Origin of the sequence: Thomasclavelia sp., from assembly GCF_047249845.1 — a bacterium.
Taxonomy (GTDB): domain Bacteria; phylum Bacillota_I; class Bacilli_A; order Erysipelotrichales; family Coprobacillaceae; genus Thomasclavelia.
Genome location: NZ_JBKTWO010000012.1, coordinates 1 through 17,985, shown reverse-complemented (window position 1 = coordinate 17,985; position 17,985 = coordinate 1). Strand labels below are relative to the sequence as shown.

The 17,985-nt window shown below is 30.2% G+C and carries 19 protein-coding genes and 1 other annotated feature; all 19 genes read left to right on the top strand.

Annotation, left to right across the window (positions count from 1 at the left end):
• Positions 1–47 precede the first annotated feature (47 nt).
• The 19 genes from ACLR9T_RS04745 (at position 48) to grpE (ending at position 17,978) form a co-directional block, all read left to right on the top strand.
• Positions 48–623, top strand: a complete 576-nt coding sequence (locus tag ACLR9T_RS04745; RefSeq protein ID WP_413108387.1) for a peptidoglycan DD-metalloendopeptidase family protein — start codon at positions 48–50, stop codon at positions 621–623.
• Positions 598–1,341, top strand: a complete 744-nt coding sequence (locus ACLR9T_RS04740) for a stage IV sporulation protein (protein ID WP_413108386.1) — start codon at positions 598–600, stop codon at positions 1,339–1,341. Before ACLR9T_RS04745 ends, ACLR9T_RS04740 begins: the two co-directional genes overlap by 26 nt.
• Positions 1,342–1,382: 41 nt before the next feature.
• Positions 1,383–1,451 (top strand) — a sequence feature (ribosomal protein L21 leader region).
• A gap of 14 nt (positions 1,452–1,465) precedes the next feature.
• Positions 1,466–1,810 (top strand): 50S ribosomal protein L21, encoded by a 345-nt coding sequence (gene rplU / locus ACLR9T_RS04735; RefSeq protein ID WP_413108385.1) that lies wholly within the window; start codon positions 1,466–1,468, stop codon positions 1,808–1,810.
• Between the two features lie 4 nt (positions 1,811–1,814).
• On the top strand, positions 1,815–2,138 hold the full coding sequence (locus tag ACLR9T_RS04730) for a ribosomal-processing cysteine protease Prp (protein ID WP_003536709.1): 324 nt from the start codon (positions 1,815–1,817) through the stop codon (positions 2,136–2,138).
• Between the two features lie 3 nt (positions 2,139–2,141).
• Entirely contained in the window at positions 2,142–2,426 is a 285-nt protein-coding gene (gene rpmA, locus ACLR9T_RS04725; RefSeq protein WP_008791486.1) for a 50S ribosomal protein L27, read from the top strand.
• Between the two features lie 63 nt (positions 2,427–2,489).
• On the top strand, positions 2,490–3,776 hold the full coding sequence (gene obgE / locus ACLR9T_RS04720) for a GTPase ObgE (protein WP_413108384.1): 1,287 nt from the start codon (positions 2,490–2,492) through the stop codon (positions 3,774–3,776).
• 201 nt (positions 3,777–3,977) lie between these two features.
• Complete coding sequence (locus ACLR9T_RS04715) at positions 3,978–4,805, top strand: MerR family transcriptional regulator (protein WP_413108383.1); 828 nt, start codon at positions 3,978–3,980, stop codon at positions 4,803–4,805.
• 21 nt (positions 4,806–4,826) lie between these two features.
• Positions 4,827–5,801: a serine hydrolase domain-containing protein gene (locus tag ACLR9T_RS04710; RefSeq protein WP_413108382.1), complete on the top strand. Its 975-nt coding sequence runs from the start codon at positions 4,827–4,829 to the stop codon at positions 5,799–5,801.
• 12 nt (positions 5,802–5,813) lie between these two features.
• On the top strand, positions 5,814–8,054 hold the full coding sequence (locus tag ACLR9T_RS04705; protein WP_413108381.1) for an ATP-binding cassette domain-containing protein: 2,241 nt from the start codon (positions 5,814–5,816) through the stop codon (positions 8,052–8,054).
• A 226-nt stretch (positions 8,055–8,280) separates the two neighbouring features.
• Positions 8,281–8,841, top strand: a complete 561-nt coding sequence (ruvA, locus tag ACLR9T_RS04700) for a Holliday junction branch migration protein RuvA (RefSeq protein WP_413108380.1) — start codon at positions 8,281–8,283, stop codon at positions 8,839–8,841.
• A gap of 11 nt (positions 8,842–8,852) precedes the next feature.
• Positions 8,853–9,845, top strand: coding sequence for a Holliday junction branch migration DNA helicase RuvB (ruvB, locus tag ACLR9T_RS04695; RefSeq protein WP_413108379.1), 993 nt, complete (start codon positions 8,853–8,855; stop codon positions 9,843–9,845).
• A 30-nt stretch (positions 9,846–9,875) separates the two neighbouring features.
• Positions 9,876–10,334, top strand: a complete 459-nt coding sequence (locus ACLR9T_RS04690; protein WP_413108378.1) for a ComEA family DNA-binding protein — start codon at positions 9,876–9,878, stop codon at positions 10,332–10,334.
• Between the two features lie 113 nt (positions 10,335–10,447).
• Positions 10,448–12,322 (top strand): DNA internalization-related competence protein ComEC/Rec2, encoded by a 1,875-nt coding sequence (locus ACLR9T_RS04685; protein ID WP_413108377.1) that lies wholly within the window; start codon positions 10,448–10,450, stop codon positions 12,320–12,322.
• A 48-nt stretch (positions 12,323–12,370) separates the two neighbouring features.
• Positions 12,371–13,321 (top strand): DNA polymerase III subunit delta, encoded by a 951-nt coding sequence (holA, locus tag ACLR9T_RS04680; RefSeq protein ID WP_413108376.1) that lies wholly within the window; start codon positions 12,371–12,373, stop codon positions 13,319–13,321.
• A gap of 8 nt (positions 13,322–13,329) precedes the next feature.
• Positions 13,330–14,544, top strand: coding sequence for an L-serine ammonia-lyase, iron-sulfur-dependent, subunit alpha (locus tag ACLR9T_RS04675; RefSeq protein WP_413108375.1), 1,215 nt, complete (start codon positions 13,330–13,332; stop codon positions 14,542–14,544).
• A complete protein-coding gene (hemW, locus tag ACLR9T_RS04670) occupies positions 14,534–15,631 on the top strand; it encodes a radical SAM family heme chaperone HemW (RefSeq protein ID WP_413108374.1) in 1,098 nt (365 codons plus the stop codon). Before ACLR9T_RS04675 ends, hemW begins: the two co-directional genes overlap by 11 nt.
• Positions 15,632–15,652: 21 nt before the next feature.
• Positions 15,653–16,270 (top strand): flavin reductase, encoded by a 618-nt coding sequence (locus ACLR9T_RS04665; RefSeq protein ID WP_413108373.1) that lies wholly within the window; start codon positions 15,653–15,655, stop codon positions 16,268–16,270.
• Positions 16,271–16,386: 116 nt separating this feature from the next.
• Positions 16,387–17,427: a heat-inducible transcriptional repressor HrcA gene (gene hrcA, locus ACLR9T_RS04660; protein ID WP_413108372.1), complete on the top strand. Its 1,041-nt coding sequence runs from the start codon at positions 16,387–16,389 to the stop codon at positions 17,425–17,427.
• A gap of 11 nt (positions 17,428–17,438) precedes the next feature.
• Complete coding sequence (grpE, locus tag ACLR9T_RS04655) at positions 17,439–17,978, top strand: nucleotide exchange factor GrpE (RefSeq protein ID WP_413108371.1); 540 nt, start codon at positions 17,439–17,441, stop codon at positions 17,976–17,978.
• Positions 17,979–17,985 lie beyond the last annotated feature (7 nt).

The window sequence follows — 17,985 nt, the reverse complement described above, 5'->3', positions numbered from 1 at the left end:
TCAAGTCTTTAATTTAATTGTTTTCATATAATGAATTAGGTGATATGATGAATGATCTTGATGATGTAAGGAAACGAATGCAAAAAAGACGTCAAACTAAACAACCATTGAATGATGATAATTTTAAACGTTTTTATAATTTTATGGTTAAATTTATGGTTGTAATTTTAGTGGTTTTAGTTTCGATGTCATATGTTAAATTAAACCCAGATTCAAATTTAAAAAAAATGATTTTAAATGATGCTAATTATAAGATGGTTACAAGCTGGATATCGGATACATTGTTTTCCTTTCTACCTTCAGATGATGTAAATGTGTCAAGTGAAATAAGCTATCAGCATGTAGAAGGTGATTATTATAAAAATAATAGTAATGAGGTATTAAGTATGGAAGCGGGGCGTGTTATTGAAACAGGAACAGATGAAAGTTTAGGTGGTTATGTAGTTATTTTGGGTAAAAATGATGTATCAATTACTTATAGTGAAATTAATAATATAATGGTGGCATTGTATGATGAGGTTGATCAAGGGATGGTACTAGGGAGTTATGATAAAAAATTTATTTTACAATTTGAGCATCTTGGTAAAGAGATAAGTTATGAAGAGTATCAAAGGATGGAATAACTGGTATATCCATCCTTTTACTTTGATTTATCTTTTAATTAGTGTTTTAAATAATAATTTTTTTAATTATATCAGTGCATTGACTATTGTTTGTGTTCATGAATATGGTCATTATTATTTTGCTAAAAAATTTGATTTTGAAATTGATAAAGTTGAAATCTTTCCTTTTGGAGCTTTTTTGAGTGTAAATGATTATGGGGTTCATCATATATGTGAAGAATTGATCATGTTGATGGCGGGTTTAGCTGTTCATTTACCTGTTTATTTTATTATTGAAATATTTATTGGAAGCCAATATTTATTGGAGGTAAATCGTTTAGTATTTATTTTTAATCTTTTACCTATTTATCCTTTAGATGGTTCTAAAATATTATTGCTTTTATTATCGTTGGTTAAAGATTACTATCAGGCAATTAAGATGCAAATAAAACTATCATTACTATCTTTATCAGTATTAATAGTTTTATATAATGAAATTGGTTATTTACTTGTATATTTTTATTTATTATATGCAAATTATGAGTATATAAAAGAATTTCGGTATATGATCATTCGTCTTTATTTAAACCGATTACATCAAAATAAATATAAACTTTATAAAATAAATCACAAGTATAGTTTTTATCGACCCTATAATAATATTTATATAATTGATGGTAAGACTTATAAAGAAGAACAAGTTCTACAATTTTTAATAAAAAAACTTAAAACAGATTGACTTTATTAGATAAATTTAATATAATGACTAATGTTGTAGACCTCTAGCTACAACCGCACATAAAAGGTATTAAAGCAATGCTGCCTTGGTTGGCGAGTCTTAGAATATTAATAGGAGGTGCGATATGTACGCAATTATTGAAACAGGTGGAAAACAAATTAAAGTTGAAGCTGGTGATACTATTTTTGTAGAAAAATTAGATGTTGAAGCAGGAGAAAAAGTGGTTTTTGATAAAGTATTATTAGTTGGTGATAAAACTACTAAATTAGGTGCTCCTTATGTTGAAGGTGCTACTGTAGAAGCTACTGTTGAAAAACAAGGTAAAGAAAAGAAAGTTGTTATTTATAAATATAACGCTAAAAAACATTACCACAAAAAACAAGGTCATAGACAACCTTATACAAAATTAGTAATCAATACAATTAATAAAACTGCTAAAAAAGCTGCTGAAGAAACTGCAGAAGCTTAATCAAATGATTAAGGTTTTAGTAAAACAAAATAATAATCAAATTGTTAATCTTAGTATTACAGGTCACGCTGACAGTGGAGAATATGGTAAAGATTTAGTTTGTGCTGGTGTTTCTACTGTTGGTATTGGAGCAATGAATATGCTTGCAAAAAAAGGATTCTTAGCTAAAGGCTTAGGAACGATTGAGATTAATGAAGGATATATAAATGTAGTTGTCAATCATACTGATGAAGTTTGTCAAGTGGTGCTAGAGACACTTGTTGTAACTTTAGAAACGATGGTTGAAAGCTATGGTCGATTTATTAAGATATCTAAAGTGGAGGTGTAACATATGATGTTCAAATTAGATTTACAATTATTCGCTTCTAAAAAAGGGGTAGGGTCAACTAAAAATGGTCGTGATTCTAAATCAAAAAGATTAGGAGCTAAATTATCTGACGGGCAATTTTGTACTGCAGGGTCTATTATTTATAGACAAAGAGGAACTAAAGTTCATCCAGGTACTAACGTAGGTAAAGGTGGAGATGATACTTTATTCGCTACTGTTGATGGAGTTGTAAAATTCGAAAGACTTGGTAGAGATAGAAAACAAGTTTCAGTTTATCCAGCTGCATAATTTAATCCCTGAAAAGGGATTTTTTTGTGTCAATTGGAGAATAATAAGAAAAGAGGTGGATTTATGCAATTTATTGATAAAGCAAAAATTAGAGTAGAAGCTGGTAAAGGTGGAGATGGAACTGTTGCATTTAGACGAGAAGCTCATGTCCCTAAAGGTGGACCAGCTGGTGGTGATGGTGGAAAAGGTGGTAGTGTTATTTTTGAAGCAACAACATCGCTTTCAACATTATTAGATTTAAAATATAATCGTTTATATAAAGCTCCTGCAGGACAAAACGGGATGGCTAAAAAGATGCATGGTAAAGATGCTATCGATACATTGATCAAAGTACCAGTTGGAACAGTAATAATCAATGAAGAAACAAATAAGATCATGGCAGATTTAACAGAAGATAAACAGCGTGTGGTAATTGCTAAAGGTGGCCGTGGAGGTCGCGGGAATGCTCGCTTTGCAACTTCTAGAAATCCAGCACCGCAAATTTGTGAACGTGGTGAACCAGGTGAAAAATTTGATTTACAATGTGAATTAAAGCTATTAGCTGATGTAGGGTTAGTCGGATTTCCTTCAGTTGGTAAATCAACACTACTTTCAGTAGTATCTAGAGCTCGTCCAGAAATAGCTGATTATCATTTTACTACTATTGTTCCTAATCTAGGAGTTGTTCAGGTAAAGGATGGTCGTAGTTTTGTTATGGCAGATTTACCTGGATTGATAGAGGGGGCTGCTCAAGGTAAAGGATTAGGTCATCAGTTTTTAAGACATATTGAAAGATGTCGAGTAATTGTCCATATTATAGATATGGGTGCAGTTGATGGTCGAGATCCTTATGAAGATTATGTAACGATAAATAAAGAGTTAGGTGAATATCAATATCGTTTATTAGAACGTCCTCAAATTGTTGTTGCTAACAAAATGGATGAAGAAGGAGCTGAGGAAAATCTGGCTCGTTTCAAAGAATTAGCAGGTGAGGAAGTTAAGATTTTTCCAATTAGTGCTATTATCCATGATGGTGTTGATCAGGTTTTATATGCAATTGCAGATACTTTGGCGACTACACCGGTATTTACATTGGAAGAAGATAATGAAGAAAATACTGTTCTTTATACAATGGACGATGAAGAAGAAAAACCATTTGAATTACATAATTTAGGTAATGGAAACTGGAAAATTACTGGTAAACGGATTGAAAGAATGGTTGCTATGACTTCATTAGTTAGTGATGACTCATTAAAGCGTCTATTAATCAAGCTAAGAAATATGGGTGTTGATGAGGCTTTAAGAGTTGCTGGGGCTAAAGATGGAGATAATGTAACAATTGCTGATTTTGAATTTGATTATTTTGAATAATTAAAAAGCTAATTAGAGATTAGCTTTTTTTAGTTGGTGTAGAAATTATGATGAAGACTTGATAATTGAAAGATGTGTATGGAAATGAGACTTATATGTCATAATTTTTAGAATCTATGAATTAATTTTTATTATTATCTTGACTCTTCCCTTAGGGCAAGGTGTAAGATGGTGATAAACACTAGAAGGAGGTATAGATTAATGTTAACAATTGGAGAATTTTCAAATATTTGCAAAGTTTCTACAAAAACGCTTCGTTATTATGCAGAAATTGGGTTAATTCTACCAGAAGAAATCAATCCTGAAAATGGATATAGATATTATTCTATTGAACAATTAGAAACTATGTTATTTATTAATCGTTTAAAATCATATAATTTTTCTTTAGATGAAATCAAGATGATTTTAGAGACAGAGGAATCTCAAGATGAAAAATTATCTTTAGCTCTTACAAATAAGAAAAAAGAAATGATTCGTCAAGTACAGCTTTTTCAAGAAACATTAAAACAATTAAATGATGATTTATCATTATTACAGCAAGGGAAATCAATTATGTCATATTTAGATACTATTGAAGTAGAACTTGTCGAGGTACCAGCGATGAATATTTTGAAAACTAGAAAAATGGTTCAAGAAGATGAATTTGAAACCGCCTATGTCGAGTGTTTTGGTAAATTATTCAGAGATATTACGACTAATAAACTTACAGTTCTCATGCCACCAATGGTGCTTTTTCATAGTTCTGAATTTACTCCGCTTGGTTTAGACACTGAATTTGCTATTGTGGTTGAAGAAACGAATATAGGAACAAGGAAGTTTGCCCCTGGTTTGTGTTTAAAGACAACTGTTTATGGTTCCTATTCAAATTTATCATCAGTATATACTAAACAGCGTGAATGGGCAGAGAAAAAAGGCTACGAAAATACTGATGCTTTATATGAAGTATATGTAAATGACCCAACACAGGTATCTGATGAAAGTGAACTAGTTACTGAGGTTTATTATCCAGTTAGAAAGAGAACTGTTTAAAAATAGAAAAAGGAGAATCCAATGAAGCAAGTAAATTTAAAGGTATTAGAAAAGAAAATTAATGAAGATTATACTAATATAGCAGGAATAGTAATATTACAGGGTGGTTTAATAAAATATGAAAATTATTTTAATGATTGTACCGCTGCAAGTACTATACATGTTGCCTCAGTAACAAAGAGTATAATTGCAATACTTTTTGGAATTGCCATTGATCGAGGGGATATTGAAAGTCTTGAAAAAAAAGTGATAGAATTTTTTCCAGAGTATACAATCAAAGATAGCGAAGAAATACTTCAAAAAATCACGATTAAAGATATGATGACAATGACAGCTCCTTATAAGTATCAAGAAGGACCATATATTGAATATTTTACAAGTGAAGATTGGGTTACTTTCTCATTAGATTTATTAGGTGGAAAAAATGAAATTGGTGAATTTCGCTATGCCCCGCTTATTGGACCAGATATTTTATCAGGGATTCTTATGAAAGTTACTGGTCAGTCAGTTTTTGATTTTGCTGAAAAATATTTGTTTACGCCACTTGGGATTAAGGTGCAAAATAAAATAATTTTTAATAGCGAAGAAGAGCAAATGAATTTTTTAAATGCTAAAAATATTAGCGGCTGGGTCATGGATAAGTGTGGAACGAATAGTGCAGGATGGGGATTGACTCTCAAGGCAATGGATATGGCTAAAATCGGACAGTTATATTTAAATCACGGTGATTATAATGGACATCAAATTGTATCTGCAAAATGGGTAGAAGATTGTACTAAGGAACAAAGTCGCTGGAAAGAATTGGATTTATCATATGGATATTTATGGTGGCTTGATGAAGAGTGCTATATGGCAATGGGTGATGGTGGTAATGTTATTTATGTAAATCCAAAGAAAGATCTTGTAGTTGCAATCGCTGCACTTTTTAAACCTGATGTAAATGATCGAGTTGAGTTTATTAAAAGTTATATAGAACCATTATTTAATGAACAATAAAAGGGGTACTCAATGGATAAGATAAAAATAAGAGGATTAATCCAAAATAATTTAAGAAATATTGATTTAGATATTCCTAAGCATAAAATAGTTATTTTTACAGGGGTATCTGGTTCAGGAAAATCAAGTATTGTTTTTGATACGATTGCCACAGAGTCAAGTCGTCAGTTAAATGAAACCTTTCCAGCGTTCATTAAAGGAAAACTACCACAATATGCAAAACCTAATCTACAAAAGATTGAAAATTTATCACCTGCAGTTGTCATTGATCAATCTTCATTAGGCGGTAATATCCGGTCAACAGTTGGTACAATCAGTGACCTTTATACAGATTTACGAGTCTTATTTTCACGTATTGGAAAGCCGCAGATTGGAAGTGCTTCGTATTTCTCTTTTAATGACCCTAAAGGAATGTGTCCGGAATGTTCGGGATTAGGGCAAATTATGACAATAGATATAGAGGCTGTTATTGATTTTAATAAATCTTTAAATGATGGCTGTATTATGGATTCTGCGTATACTCCAGGTAGCTGGTACTGGCGCCAAATAGCAGAATCTAAATTGTTTGATTTAGATAAGCCGGTAAAAGATTATAATGATGAAGAATTAAATCTTTTATTATATGGTTCAAAAACAAAAAATGGTGAATTGGAAAATCCTAAAGTGGTGGGACTAATAAATAAGTATCAGCATATTTATTTAAAGCGTGATATGAGTGCTATGAGTAAGACGATGAAAGCTAAAGCTAAAAAATATACTAAGTTTAAACCATGTTCATATTGTAATGGAAAAAGGTTAAATACAAAGGTATTAGAATGTCGAATCGCTGGTTATTCAATTGCTGATATGTGTGAATTAGAATTAACGGAATTGCTTGCTATAATCAATAAAATTGAAAATAGATCGGTTACTTCATTATTAGAGTCTTTAAAAGCGGGGATAACAAGGATGATTAAAATTGGGTTGCCATATTTGAATTTAAATCGTCCTACTGATTCTTTATCGGGAGGAGAAGCACAACGATTAAAATTAGTTCGATACATGGGAAGCAGTCTGACAGATATGTTATATATATTTGATGAACCAAGTACGGGAATGCATACTCATGATGTAAAAAGAATTAACCAATTGATTATTGACTTAAAAGAACGTGGAAATACAGTTATAGTAGTTGAACATGATAAAGATGTAATTAAAATTGCAGATGAAATAATTGATGTTGGAATGTATGCGGGGAAAAAAGGGGGACAGATCGTATTTCAAGGTAACTATGAAAAGCTTCTTGAAGTGAAGACACCAACTGCGATGGCACTTAAAAAAATAATTCCAATTAAAAAGAATGTTCGAACTGTATCGGATTACTTTATGATAGAACATGCTAAGATGAATAATCTTCAAGACGTTAGTGTGCGGATTCCTGCAAGAATTCTCAATGTAATAACAGGTGTAGCGGGTTCTGGCAAAAGTACGTTGATTTCTAAGGTGTTTGCTAAAAAGTATGCTGATGAGGTAATAATCGTTGATCAAAAGCCAATATTTACATCGAGTCGTTCTACACCAGTAACTTTTTTAGGAATATTTGATGAGATTAGAAATTTATTTGCTAAGGCAAATAATATTGATAAAAGTTACTTGAGTTTTAATAGTAAGGGTGCATGTCCTGAATGTAAGGGGAAGGGTGTTATCGTTACTGAACTAGTACATATGTCACCGGTAGTATCAACTTGTGAGGCATGTAATGGCAGTCGTTATAATGACTTTGCTTTATCACTACGATATCATAATAAAAGTATATTAGATGTATTGTCTATGACAGTTGAAGAGGCAGTTATTTTTTTTGAAAATATAAAAATCAGTAATAAACTTAAACAATTAGTAGATGTTGGTTTATCTTATATGACTTTAGGACAATCTTTAAATACTTTATCAGGTGGAGAAATTCAAAGAATTAAATTAGCACAGGCATTAAATAAAAAAGGTAAAATATATATTTTGGATGAGCCAACGACAGGACTACATCCTTCAGATATAACTAAATTAATGGAATTGTTTAATAAATTAGTAGATAAAGGAAATACTGTAATTATAATTGAACATAATCTTGATGTAATTAAACAGGCTGACTGGATTATAGATATGGGTCCTGAGGGTGGTAAAAATGGCGGAAAAATAGTGTTTCAAGGTACACCGACAGAGATGGTCAATAGTTCTAATACGCTTACAGCAAGGTGTTTACAGACTGAAATTAGTTGATTGTATATTGTTATATTATCGTATCATGTAAAATGATACGATTTTTTAGCTGATTTATTTGAGATATAATTAAATTTGATATGTTATTATACTTTTTATTATCTCGATTTTATTTGAGTTGGAATTTTTGATGTTCAATGCTATAATTGATGAGAAACTTTTGATATAAAGTTGAGATTAGAAAATAAAAAATCTGTAGTATAATATTAGGGTAAAGGAGTCTGGCATGTATAGTTATATAATTGGAAAGGTCGTAGAGATTAATATTGATCATATTGTAATTGAAAATAATGGTATTGGATATTTGGTTTATGTAAGTAATCCTTATGAATTTATTAAGGGTAAAGAGGTTAAGGTTTATTTGTATCAATATGTTAAAGAAGATGGTTTACTTCTATATGGATTTAAAAATAGTGAAGAAAAAGAAATGTTTTTAAAATTGATCTTAGTTAAAGGGATTGGGTGTAAAACAGCGATTGGGATTTTAGCTACTGGTGATGTGTTGAGCATTATTAGTGCAATTGAAACAGGTAATGTAGCTTATTTGAAAAAAATACCAGGTATTGGACCAAAAGCAGCTCAACAGATTATATTAGATCTCCAAGGAAAATTTAAAAATACGACTACTACAATTATAAACAATAATGATCTAGATGAAGCATCAGAGGTGCTTATAGCATTAGGATATAAGAAAGCCGAGGTAGATAAAGTTTTGGCAGTTTTATTAAATGAAAAGCTGGATACTAATGGATATGTAAAAAGAGCACTTAGCTTATTAGTGAAATAAGGAGGTAGCATATGAGCAGAAATGAAATTCTTGATGCTAATATATGTGAAGATGATGAAAGCAGCTTAAGGCCTTCATCGTTTGATGAATATGTTGGACAGACAAATTTAAAAGAAAATTTAAAAGTTTTTGTTGGTGCAGCAAAGTTACGAGATGAATCACTTGATCATGTTTTGTTATATGGACCACCAGGTTTAGGAAAAACAACAATGTCAATGATCATTGCTAATGAAATGGGAACAAATATTAAGATTACGACTGGGCCAAGTATTGAAAAGACAGGTGATTTAGTTGCTATACTAACAGCTTTGGAACCGGGAGATGTATTATTTATTGATGAAATACATCGTTTAAATAAAGTTGTTGAGGAAATATTATATCCTGCTATGGAAGATTTTTGTGTTGATGTTGTAATTGGTAAAGAAGCTTCAACTAGGTCAGTGCGAATAGATCTGCCTCCTTTTACTTTAGTAGGTGCTACTACACGGGCGGGAGATCTGTCTGCACCATTACGTGATCGCTTTGGAATTGTTTCTAAATTAGAATATTATGATGAAACAGATTTAAAAACGATAATTGATCGAACTAGTCGAGTTTATCAAATGCCGATGGATGATGATGCAAAAACAGCATTAGCCATGCGTTCTAGAGGAACTCCACGAATTGCTAATAGATTATTCAGAAGGGTTCGTGATTTTGCTCAATTCAATGGTGAAGATATTATTACAAAAGAAAGAACGATTGAAGCGCTTGATCGTTTAAAAGTTGATCAATTAGGTTTAGATGATGTTGATCATAAGTATTTATTAGGAATTATTCATCGTTTTAAAGGAGGACCGGTAGGGTTAGAGTCACTAGCTGCTTCAATTGGTGAAGAACCTCAAACATTAGAGGATGGATATGAACCATATTTATTACAAATCGGATTAATCAAAAGAACACCAAGAGGAAGAGTTGCTACTTTTGAAGCATACAAACATTTAGATATTCAAATGGAGGACTAGTTATCTAGTCTTTTTTTGTGAGGTAATGTAATGAAAAAGCATGAGGTTATAGGATTATTATTATTAATGATTGTATCTACAATTTATTCTTTGAGCTTACCTGAAAGTGAAGTAAAACAAATTACAAGTGATCCTCAAATTAAGATTATTGTTGAAGGTAAATATAATCAGACTCTTACTTTTGATAAAGCTCCAACTATTGAAGCTGTTTTTAAAAAGTTAGATATTAAGAATATATATGGCTTTGATAATAAAACTGTTCTACCTGCAAGAACAGTTTTTTTTATTCCTGAAGGAGATAATTTAATTTCTCTAAATAAGGCAACAAAAGAGCAATTGATGATGATAAAGGGAATTGGACCTAAAACTGCTGATAAAATAATCGAATATCGTCAAAAAACACCATTTTGTACGATTGAAGATATTACTAAAATATCAGGGATTGGTCAAAAGACATATTTAAGAATTAGAGGATTATTATGTTTATAAGAAATTGTTTCATTTATTATGGTATAAGTTGTTTGTTATTGATTATTAGCATATTGGTGCATCCAATTTTTTTTGTATTTTTAATAGCTTATGGGGCTTTTATAATTTATCGAATGAATTTGATAAGTTTTATTAGTATTTTTATTTTCACAATTCTCTTTTCTTTATTTGTTAATTGGCCTACGCCAATTAATGATCCCATCATTAAAGGTAAAATAGCGGCTTTAGATCAAAATAGTATAGTGATTAAAACAGGCCAAACAAAGGTCAAAGTGTATGGAGAATTTACTGGATATCAAATTGGTGATAGTTTAAAAATGGAAGTAACATACTTTGATATTATGCAGCCAACTAATGATAATGCCTTTAATTACCGTAATTATTTATATAGCCAAGGGATTACTAATAATGCCAAGATCAAACGATTATTAGATGTTAATTCTACTCAAAGTTTATTTAAAAAATTACAAAAAAGAATAGCAGATAATGATCTTGTTGATAGCTATGCTTCAATGTTTATTTTAGGAATAAAAGATGAAATGATCGAAGATTATTATCAACAGTTAACAGATCTTTCAATAGTTCATCTATTTGCTCTTTCTGGTTTACATATTCATATTTTAAATAATTTATTAAAAAAGGTATTAAGATTTATTTTACCAGATAAATTTATTGATTATTTTGTAATAATTATAATTGGTATATATATTTATATAATTCCATTTAATATTTCGTTTATTAGATCGTATTTAATTATGCTGTTATCGGTTTTGTTTAAAAGATATTTAAATAAATTGGATTGTTTATCGATTGTAACGGTATTAATGTTATTAATAAATCCGTATGTTATTTTTAGCTTATCATTTATTTTTTCTTATTTTATTTATTTTATTATTTTACTGTTAAATAGAAATCAGTATTTTAATTTATTAGTATACTTTGGGAGTTTTCCTATAATATTAACGATTCAATATCGAATTAATATTTTATCATTATTTTTAGGAATTATCTTAGGTCCCTTAATAAGCTTGTTGTATCAAATGATATGGATTTATGTAATATTAGGGGATATAGTAAAACCAATAGTAAATTGGATTATTTATTTTTTAAATAATATTATCACTTTTTGTAGTGATTTTTCTATTTTTATTAACTTTTCTAAACCAACATTATTTTTTATTCTTAGTTATTATTTTATTTATTTTAAAATAATTTTAAAAATAAATATCAAGCAAAAAGTTACTAGAGAAATATTGCTGTTAGCTAGTTTGTTATTAGTGTTTTATTTTAAACCATATTATAGTATTGAGGGAAAAGTTGTAATGATTGATGTAGGACAGGGAGATTGTTTTTTAGTTCAACAGCCATTTAATCAGGGGAATATCTTAATTGATACAGGTGGGTTGAAAAATAAAGATATAGCCTCACTTACATTAGTTCCATATTTAAGATCGCAAGGAATTAATAGATTAGATTATGTTTTTATTTCTCATAATGATTTTGATCATTGTGGTGCTTATGATTCGCTTTTTGAGCAGATTGAAATAAAACAAACAATTACAACTTATCAAGAAGAAATAGAAATAGGCAATGTTAAAATAGAAATGCTTAAAAGCGGAATAGGAACAGATGATATTAATGATAAATCTCTAATTATCAAAGCAACGATTAATAATTTAGTTTATTTGTTTATGGGTGATGCATCTAATAGAGTTGAACATAAATTAATAGAAAATTATCCTGATTTAAAAGTCGATGTTTTAAAAGTATCCCATCATGGAAGTATAACAGGAACTAGCAGTGAGTTTTTAGAAGCTATTAGACCTAAAATAGCTTTAATAAGCTGTGGGCAGAATAATCGTTATGGTCATCCTAATAAAGGTGTATTAGAGCGGTTAGAGGATTATGATGTTAAAATTTATCGAAGCGATTTAATGGGAATGGTAAAGATTGTTTATTATGGGGATGATAATTATATTTATCCATGACTTTATTATCAAAGTAGTTTATAATAGTTACAATTGGAGTGATGTTTGATGATAATTGTAATTTATGGTGAAGAAAGTTTTTTAATGGAGCAGAAGTTACAGTCGCTAAAAAAAGAGTATGGCTGTAATGAAGAAAATATGAATCTATCTGTTTATCGGGGTGATGAAGATAGTATTGAAACGGTATATGAAGATATAATTACACCACCTTTTTTTAGTGATAAAAAGATGGTTATCTTAAAAAATCCGATTTTTTTAACTACCAAAAAAATGAAGAAAGATAATAATGAGCTAGTTTTTTTTGAAAAGTGTCTAGATAATGATAATGAGGAAACACTTTTTATAATTTATAATGTTGGTAAGGATTTTGATGAGAGAAAAAAGTTAGTTAAAAGATTACGAAAAGAAGCTAAATTTTTTGAAATAGACAAAGTCAATCACTATAAACTATCAGATAGTACTCGTCAGGCAGTGAAACGTCGTGAGGCTACGATTGATGATGATGCTTTAGAATTGTTATTAAGTCGTTTGGGTGATAGTTTAAATAATGTTGCTTTAGAGGTAGAGAAGCTATGTTTATATAATAAACATATAACATATGATGTAGTTGACAAATTAGTTAGTAAACCTTTGGATGAAAATGTTTTTGCACTTACTAGTGCAATTCTTCAAAAAAATAGACAAAAAATGTTTTCAATCTATCAAGATTTAATGATTTTAAATGAAGAACCAATTAAATTGATTGTTTTGATTGCAGGACAAATGCGTCTTATTTATCAAGTGAAATTATTGGATCGAAAAGGGTATAATGATAAGGAAATTGGAAAGTTTTTAGGTGTAAACCCTTATCGTTTAAAATATATCAGACAAGAAGGCAAAGACTTTGATTTAAATGAGCTTTTGAAGTGTTTAGATGAATTATCAAAATTAGATGTTCAAATAAAAACAGGTAAAATAGATAAAAAAATGGGTCTAGAATTATTTATGGTAAGAATATAGGAGAATTTATGGAATCGTTGAGAGAATTGTATAAAATTGGTGTTGGGCCATCATCATCACATACTATGGGTCCTCAAAGGGCAGCTATGAAGATTAAGGAAGCATATAATAATGCAGATCATTTTGTAGTATATTTGCATGGATCTTTGGCTTTGACTGGAAAAGGTCATTTAACTGACCAAATTATTGAAGAAACTTTTGGTAAAGAAAATGTTGAGATTCATTTTATTAGCGATGCTTTACCAAAGCATCCTAATGGGATGGTATTTGAGGTTTATCAAGAGAATAAATTACTTGATAAAATAACAGTTTATTCAGTTGGAGGTGGGGCACTATTATATGAAGACGATAAGCTGCAACAACCAAACCAAGTATACCCGCATCATAATTTAAATGAGATATTAGAATATTGTGATCAAAATGGAATAAATTTATATGATTATGTATTGGAGTTTGAAGATGAAGATTTCAAAATTTATTTATATGAAATTTTAGATACGATGTTTAAGTGTGTTGAAAGAGGGCTTTCAACAACCGGAGTTATTCCTGGACGTTTGAAATTAAAAAGAGTGGCCAAATCAATTTATCAACAAGCAATAAATACTCATCGTAGTGGTGAGCGAGATCGGCTTTTAGTTAGCAGTTATGCTTATGGAGTTAGTGAGGAAAATGCTTCTGGTCATCAAATTGTAACAGCTCCAACTTGTGGAGCTAGTGGTGTATTGCCAGCGGTGATGTATTATTGTTTTAAACAGCTAAATATACCTAGAAAAGAAATAGTTAAGGCCATTGCAGTAGCGGGAATATTTGGTAATGTTATTAAGACTAATGCTACGATATCTGGAGCTGATGGAGGGTGTCAAGCTGAAATTGGAAGTGCTTGTGCAATGGCAGCGGCAGCATATGGTTGGATTTTAGAATTGAATAATAACCTAATTCAATATGCTGCTGAAATGGGATTGGAACACAATTTAGGATTAACTTGTGATCCAGTAGGTGGTTATGTTCAAATTCCTTGTATTGAACGTAATGGTTTTGGGGCTTTAAGGGCTATGGATGCTGCAATGTATGCCAAACAGTTAGGATATCTAAGGAAAAATAAGGTATCGTTTGATGCGGTAGTAAGGGTGATGAAACAAACTGGTAAAGATTTAAATAGTGCTTATAAGGAAACTTCTTTAGGAGGATTGGCTAAAGAATTTGGATTTGAAGATGGAAACTAGAGCTCTATATATTCATATCCCTTTTTGTCAGCATATTTGTTCATATTGTGATTTTTGTAAAGTATTTTATCAGCAAAAACAAGTAGATGATTATTTAGCGGTTTTAAAAAAAGAATTAGCTTTGTTACAAATTGAATCGCCTTTAAAAACAATCTATATTGGCGGTGGGACACCAACTAGTTTAGATGATGAGCAGTTAGAATGGTTAATGGATATTATTAAACCGTATATAAGCAATGATACTCAAGAAGTAACGATCGAAGTTAACCCAGAAACACTTGATTATTATAAGCTTGATATCTTAAAAAAAGGTGGTATTACAAGATTAAGTATTGGTGTTGAAACATTTAATGATGATTTGTTGAAAGCTATAAATCGTAAACATAATTGTATGCAAGTTAAAAGAGTTATTGATTATGCTCAACGATTAGGTTTCAATAATATTTCAATTGATTTAATGTATGGTCTACCTGGACAAACACTTGAAGATATAAAAAAAGATCTAGAGATGATAGAATTATTAAATATTCAACATGTATCATACTATGCTTTGATTCTAGAGGATCATACAGTTTTAAAAAATCAAAATTATCTTCCTTTAAATGAAGAAGATGAAGCTAATATTAATGATTTGATTGATGAAAGATTGCTACAAATGGGGTTTGTAAAATATGAAATCAGTAATTATTCTAAACCAGATTTTGAATCACTTCATAATCTGGCGTACTGGCAATATGATAATTACTACGGTGTTGGTTTAGGGGCCAGCAGTAAAATTGATGATCGGATCATAGAACATAACCGTAATTTAAATTCTTATCTAAGGTTTAAAGATATTACGAATGAAATATGTAATTCTAAAGAAGAAACTATGTTTAATCATTTAATGATGTCATTACGTCTGGTTAAGGGACTTGATTTAAATATGTTTGAAAAACGTTATGGAATAAAAATATTAGATTTATATCCACGTGCTATAAATAAGCATCTTAGCTTAAAAACACTGGTTATTGAAGATGGTTATTTGCGTTGTACAAATGATTCAATAAAATTATTAAATACAATATTATTAGATTTTATTCATTAAAGATCATTATTAATAAGGAAGATGATAAAATGGATAAGAAAGTATTATTTAAGTTATGGATTGTATGTAGTATCAAGTAATTATAATGGTAAGGATAGTGCATGTATTGCTAATACATTTATCCAGATAACATCAAATCCAGCCCGAGTTTGTATTACATTAAATAAAAATAATTATACAACTAAATTAATTGAAGATAGCTGTGTGTATAGTGTTGGAGTTTTATTGGATAGTGTTAAAATGGATGTTATTAGAAGGTTTGGTTTTCAATCTGGCAATGATATTAATAAATTTAATGGTATAGAATATTTTGTTGATGAGCAAAATGTTAAGCAGATTACTAAAGGGATTGCAGCATCGTTTAGTGTTAAAGTAATTTCGATGCTTGATGTAGGCAGTCATATTATGTTTGCTGGTGATGTGATAGATTGTAAGGTTATTGATGATGGTGGTGAAGTTTTAACTTATACTAATTATCATAATATAAAAAAGGGAAGTACCCCTAAGAATGCATCTAGGTATCAGGCGGATATAAGTAAACATGGCTGGAGATGTAGTGTTTGCGACTATGCTTTAGAGCAGGATGATTATATTTGTCCAATTTGTAAGCAGCCTGGCAGTATGTTTGAAAAGATTTAGGCAACTTCGGTTGTCTTTTTTTTGCTTTTTTAGCACAAAGGTGTTGACAGTGCTAATAATTGATGTATAATGTATTTAGCACAAAGGGTAAAAGAGTGCTAAGGGTGGTGAAAATGATGCTTACAGCTAGGCAATTATTAATCTTCAAATGTATAGTTGATGAGTTTATTGAAACAGCTGAACCAGTTGGTTCTAAAGCTCTGATGACAAATTATCAATTGCCTTATTCTAGTGCAACCATCCGTAATGAGATGAGTTTTCTTGAGGAATATGGTTATTTAGAAAAGACCCATACTTCTTCTGGAAGAATCCCTTCTGTAGAAGGATATCGATTCTATGTTAATAATCTTGCTAAAAGAGATTTAGATGAAAGCTTAAAAAATCAGGTGGCACAAATATTTAGTGATCGCCATCGAACACTTGATGAAATAATTCATGAAAGCTGCCAGATGTTAAGTGAATTAACACATTTAACTTCTGTAGTTTTAGGTCCTGATTCTAGTGAAGATACTTTACAACAAATTAATATTGTACCTTTAAGTGAAAATCGGGTTACTGCAATTATCATTACTAATCAAGGGTATGTTGAAAATAAAGTCTTTGATCTAAATCGTCATCATAATATTGATGATTTGGTAAGCTGTGTTAATGTTATGAATGATTTATTAGTTGGAACGCCAATTGATCGAGTAGCTTTTAGGCTTGAACGTGATGTTAAACCAGTCTTATCAGCTAAGATTAAAGAGCATGAGGAATTATTTAATGCTTTTCTAGAAGCTTTTGTGAGATTTGCTTCAAGCAATGTTTATTTTTCTGGAAAAGAGAATATGTTATATCAACCTGAATATAACGATGTAAATAAATTAAGAAGAATCGTTAGTGCATTTGAAAACTCTCAAGTATGGAATGCCTTACAGCCTTTATCTGATGAAGAAGGGGTAACGGTGAGAATTGGAACTGATTCACCAATCAATGATATTGATGATGTTTCGGTAATATCTGCTTCGTTTAAAACAGGAGCAACAACCAAAGGATCTATTTCAGTAATAGGGCCAACTAGAATGCCTTATGAAAAAGTAGTTTCGTTAGTAGAGTATATTTCAAAGAATATTGAACAGGCTTTCTTTGATGAATCGGATGATTCAAACGATGAATAGAGGTGAATGTAATGGCTGAAGAAAAAGTAATGGATCAAGAGTCAGTAGATGAGACAGTTGATCAAAAAGATGAAAAAAAAGAAACTGAAGAAGTTACTGTTGAAGAGCAGTTGAGAGCTCTAGAAGAAGAAGTAAATACTTGGAAAACTGATTATTATAAAGTATTTGCAGACATGGAGAATCTTAAACGAAGATTACAAAATGAACATGCTAATACAATGAAATTTATGATGCAGTCTTTTATTGAACAATTACTACCAGTAGTAGATAATTTTGAAAGATCATTAGCAGTTGAAAATCCTAGTAAAGAAATAAAGAATTTCTTAAAAGGATATGAAATGATTTATAATCAGTTAATGCAGGTTTTAGAATCACAGGGGGTTGAAGTGATAAAAACCAAAGATGAAGAGTTTGATCCCAACTTCCATCAAGCAGTAATGACTGTAAAAGATGATAACTTTAAATCAAATATGATTGTTGAAGAGTTACAAAAAGGATATAAATTAAAAGATCGCGTTATTCGTGCATCTTTAGTAAAAGTAAGTGAATAAATAGGAG

Coding starts and splice junctions, on each gene's coding strand:
- ACLR9T_RS04685 (WP_413108377.1), top strand. CDS start 10,448: ATGAATTTGATAAGTTTTATTAGTATTTTTATTTTCACAATTCTCTTT.
- rpmA (WP_008791486.1), top strand. CDS start 2,142: ATGATGTTCAAATTAGATTTACAATTATTCGCTTCTAAAAAAGGGGTA.
- obgE (WP_413108384.1), top strand. CDS start 2,490: ATGCAATTTATTGATAAAGCAAAAATTAGAGTAGAAGCTGGTAAAGGT.
- ACLR9T_RS04690 (WP_413108378.1), top strand. CDS start 9,876: ATGAAAAAGCATGAGGTTATAGGATTATTATTATTAATGATTGTATCT.
- rplU (WP_413108385.1), top strand. CDS start 1,466: ATGTACGCAATTATTGAAACAGGTGGAAAACAAATTAAAGTTGAAGCT.
- ACLR9T_RS04710 (WP_413108382.1), top strand. CDS start 4,827: ATGAAGCAAGTAAATTTAAAGGTATTAGAAAAGAAAATTAATGAAGAT.
- ACLR9T_RS04675 (WP_413108375.1), top strand. CDS start 13,330: ATGGAATCGTTGAGAGAATTGTATAAAATTGGTGTTGGGCCATCATCA.
- ACLR9T_RS04740 (WP_413108386.1), top strand. CDS start 598: ATGAAGAGTATCAAAGGATGGAATAACTGGTATATCCATCCTTTTACT.
- ACLR9T_RS04715 (WP_413108383.1), top strand. CDS start 3,978: ATGTTAACAATTGGAGAATTTTCAAATATTTGCAAAGTTTCTACAAAA.
- ruvB (WP_413108379.1), top strand. CDS start 8,853: ATGAGCAGAAATGAAATTCTTGATGCTAATATATGTGAAGATGATGAA.
- grpE (WP_413108371.1), top strand. CDS start 17,439: ATGGCTGAAGAAAAAGTAATGGATCAAGAGTCAGTAGATGAGACAGTT.
- ACLR9T_RS04665 (WP_413108373.1), top strand. CDS start 15,653: ATGATAAAATGGATAAGAAAGTATTATTTAAGTTATGGATTGTATGTA.
- ACLR9T_RS04730 (WP_003536709.1), top strand. CDS start 1,815: ATGATTAAGGTTTTAGTAAAACAAAATAATAATCAAATTGTTAATCTT.
- ACLR9T_RS04745 (WP_413108387.1), top strand. CDS start 48: ATGAATGATCTTGATGATGTAAGGAAACGAATGCAAAAAAGACGTCAA.
- hemW (WP_413108374.1), top strand. CDS start 14,534: ATGGAAACTAGAGCTCTATATATTCATATCCCTTTTTGTCAGCATATT.
- hrcA (WP_413108372.1), top strand. CDS start 16,387: ATGCTTACAGCTAGGCAATTATTAATCTTCAAATGTATAGTTGATGAG.
- ACLR9T_RS04705 (WP_413108381.1), top strand. CDS start 5,814: ATGGATAAGATAAAAATAAGAGGATTAATCCAAAATAATTTAAGAAAT.
- holA (WP_413108376.1), top strand. CDS start 12,371: ATGATAATTGTAATTTATGGTGAAGAAAGTTTTTTAATGGAGCAGAAG.
- ruvA (WP_413108380.1), top strand. CDS start 8,281: ATGTATAGTTATATAATTGGAAAGGTCGTAGAGATTAATATTGATCAT.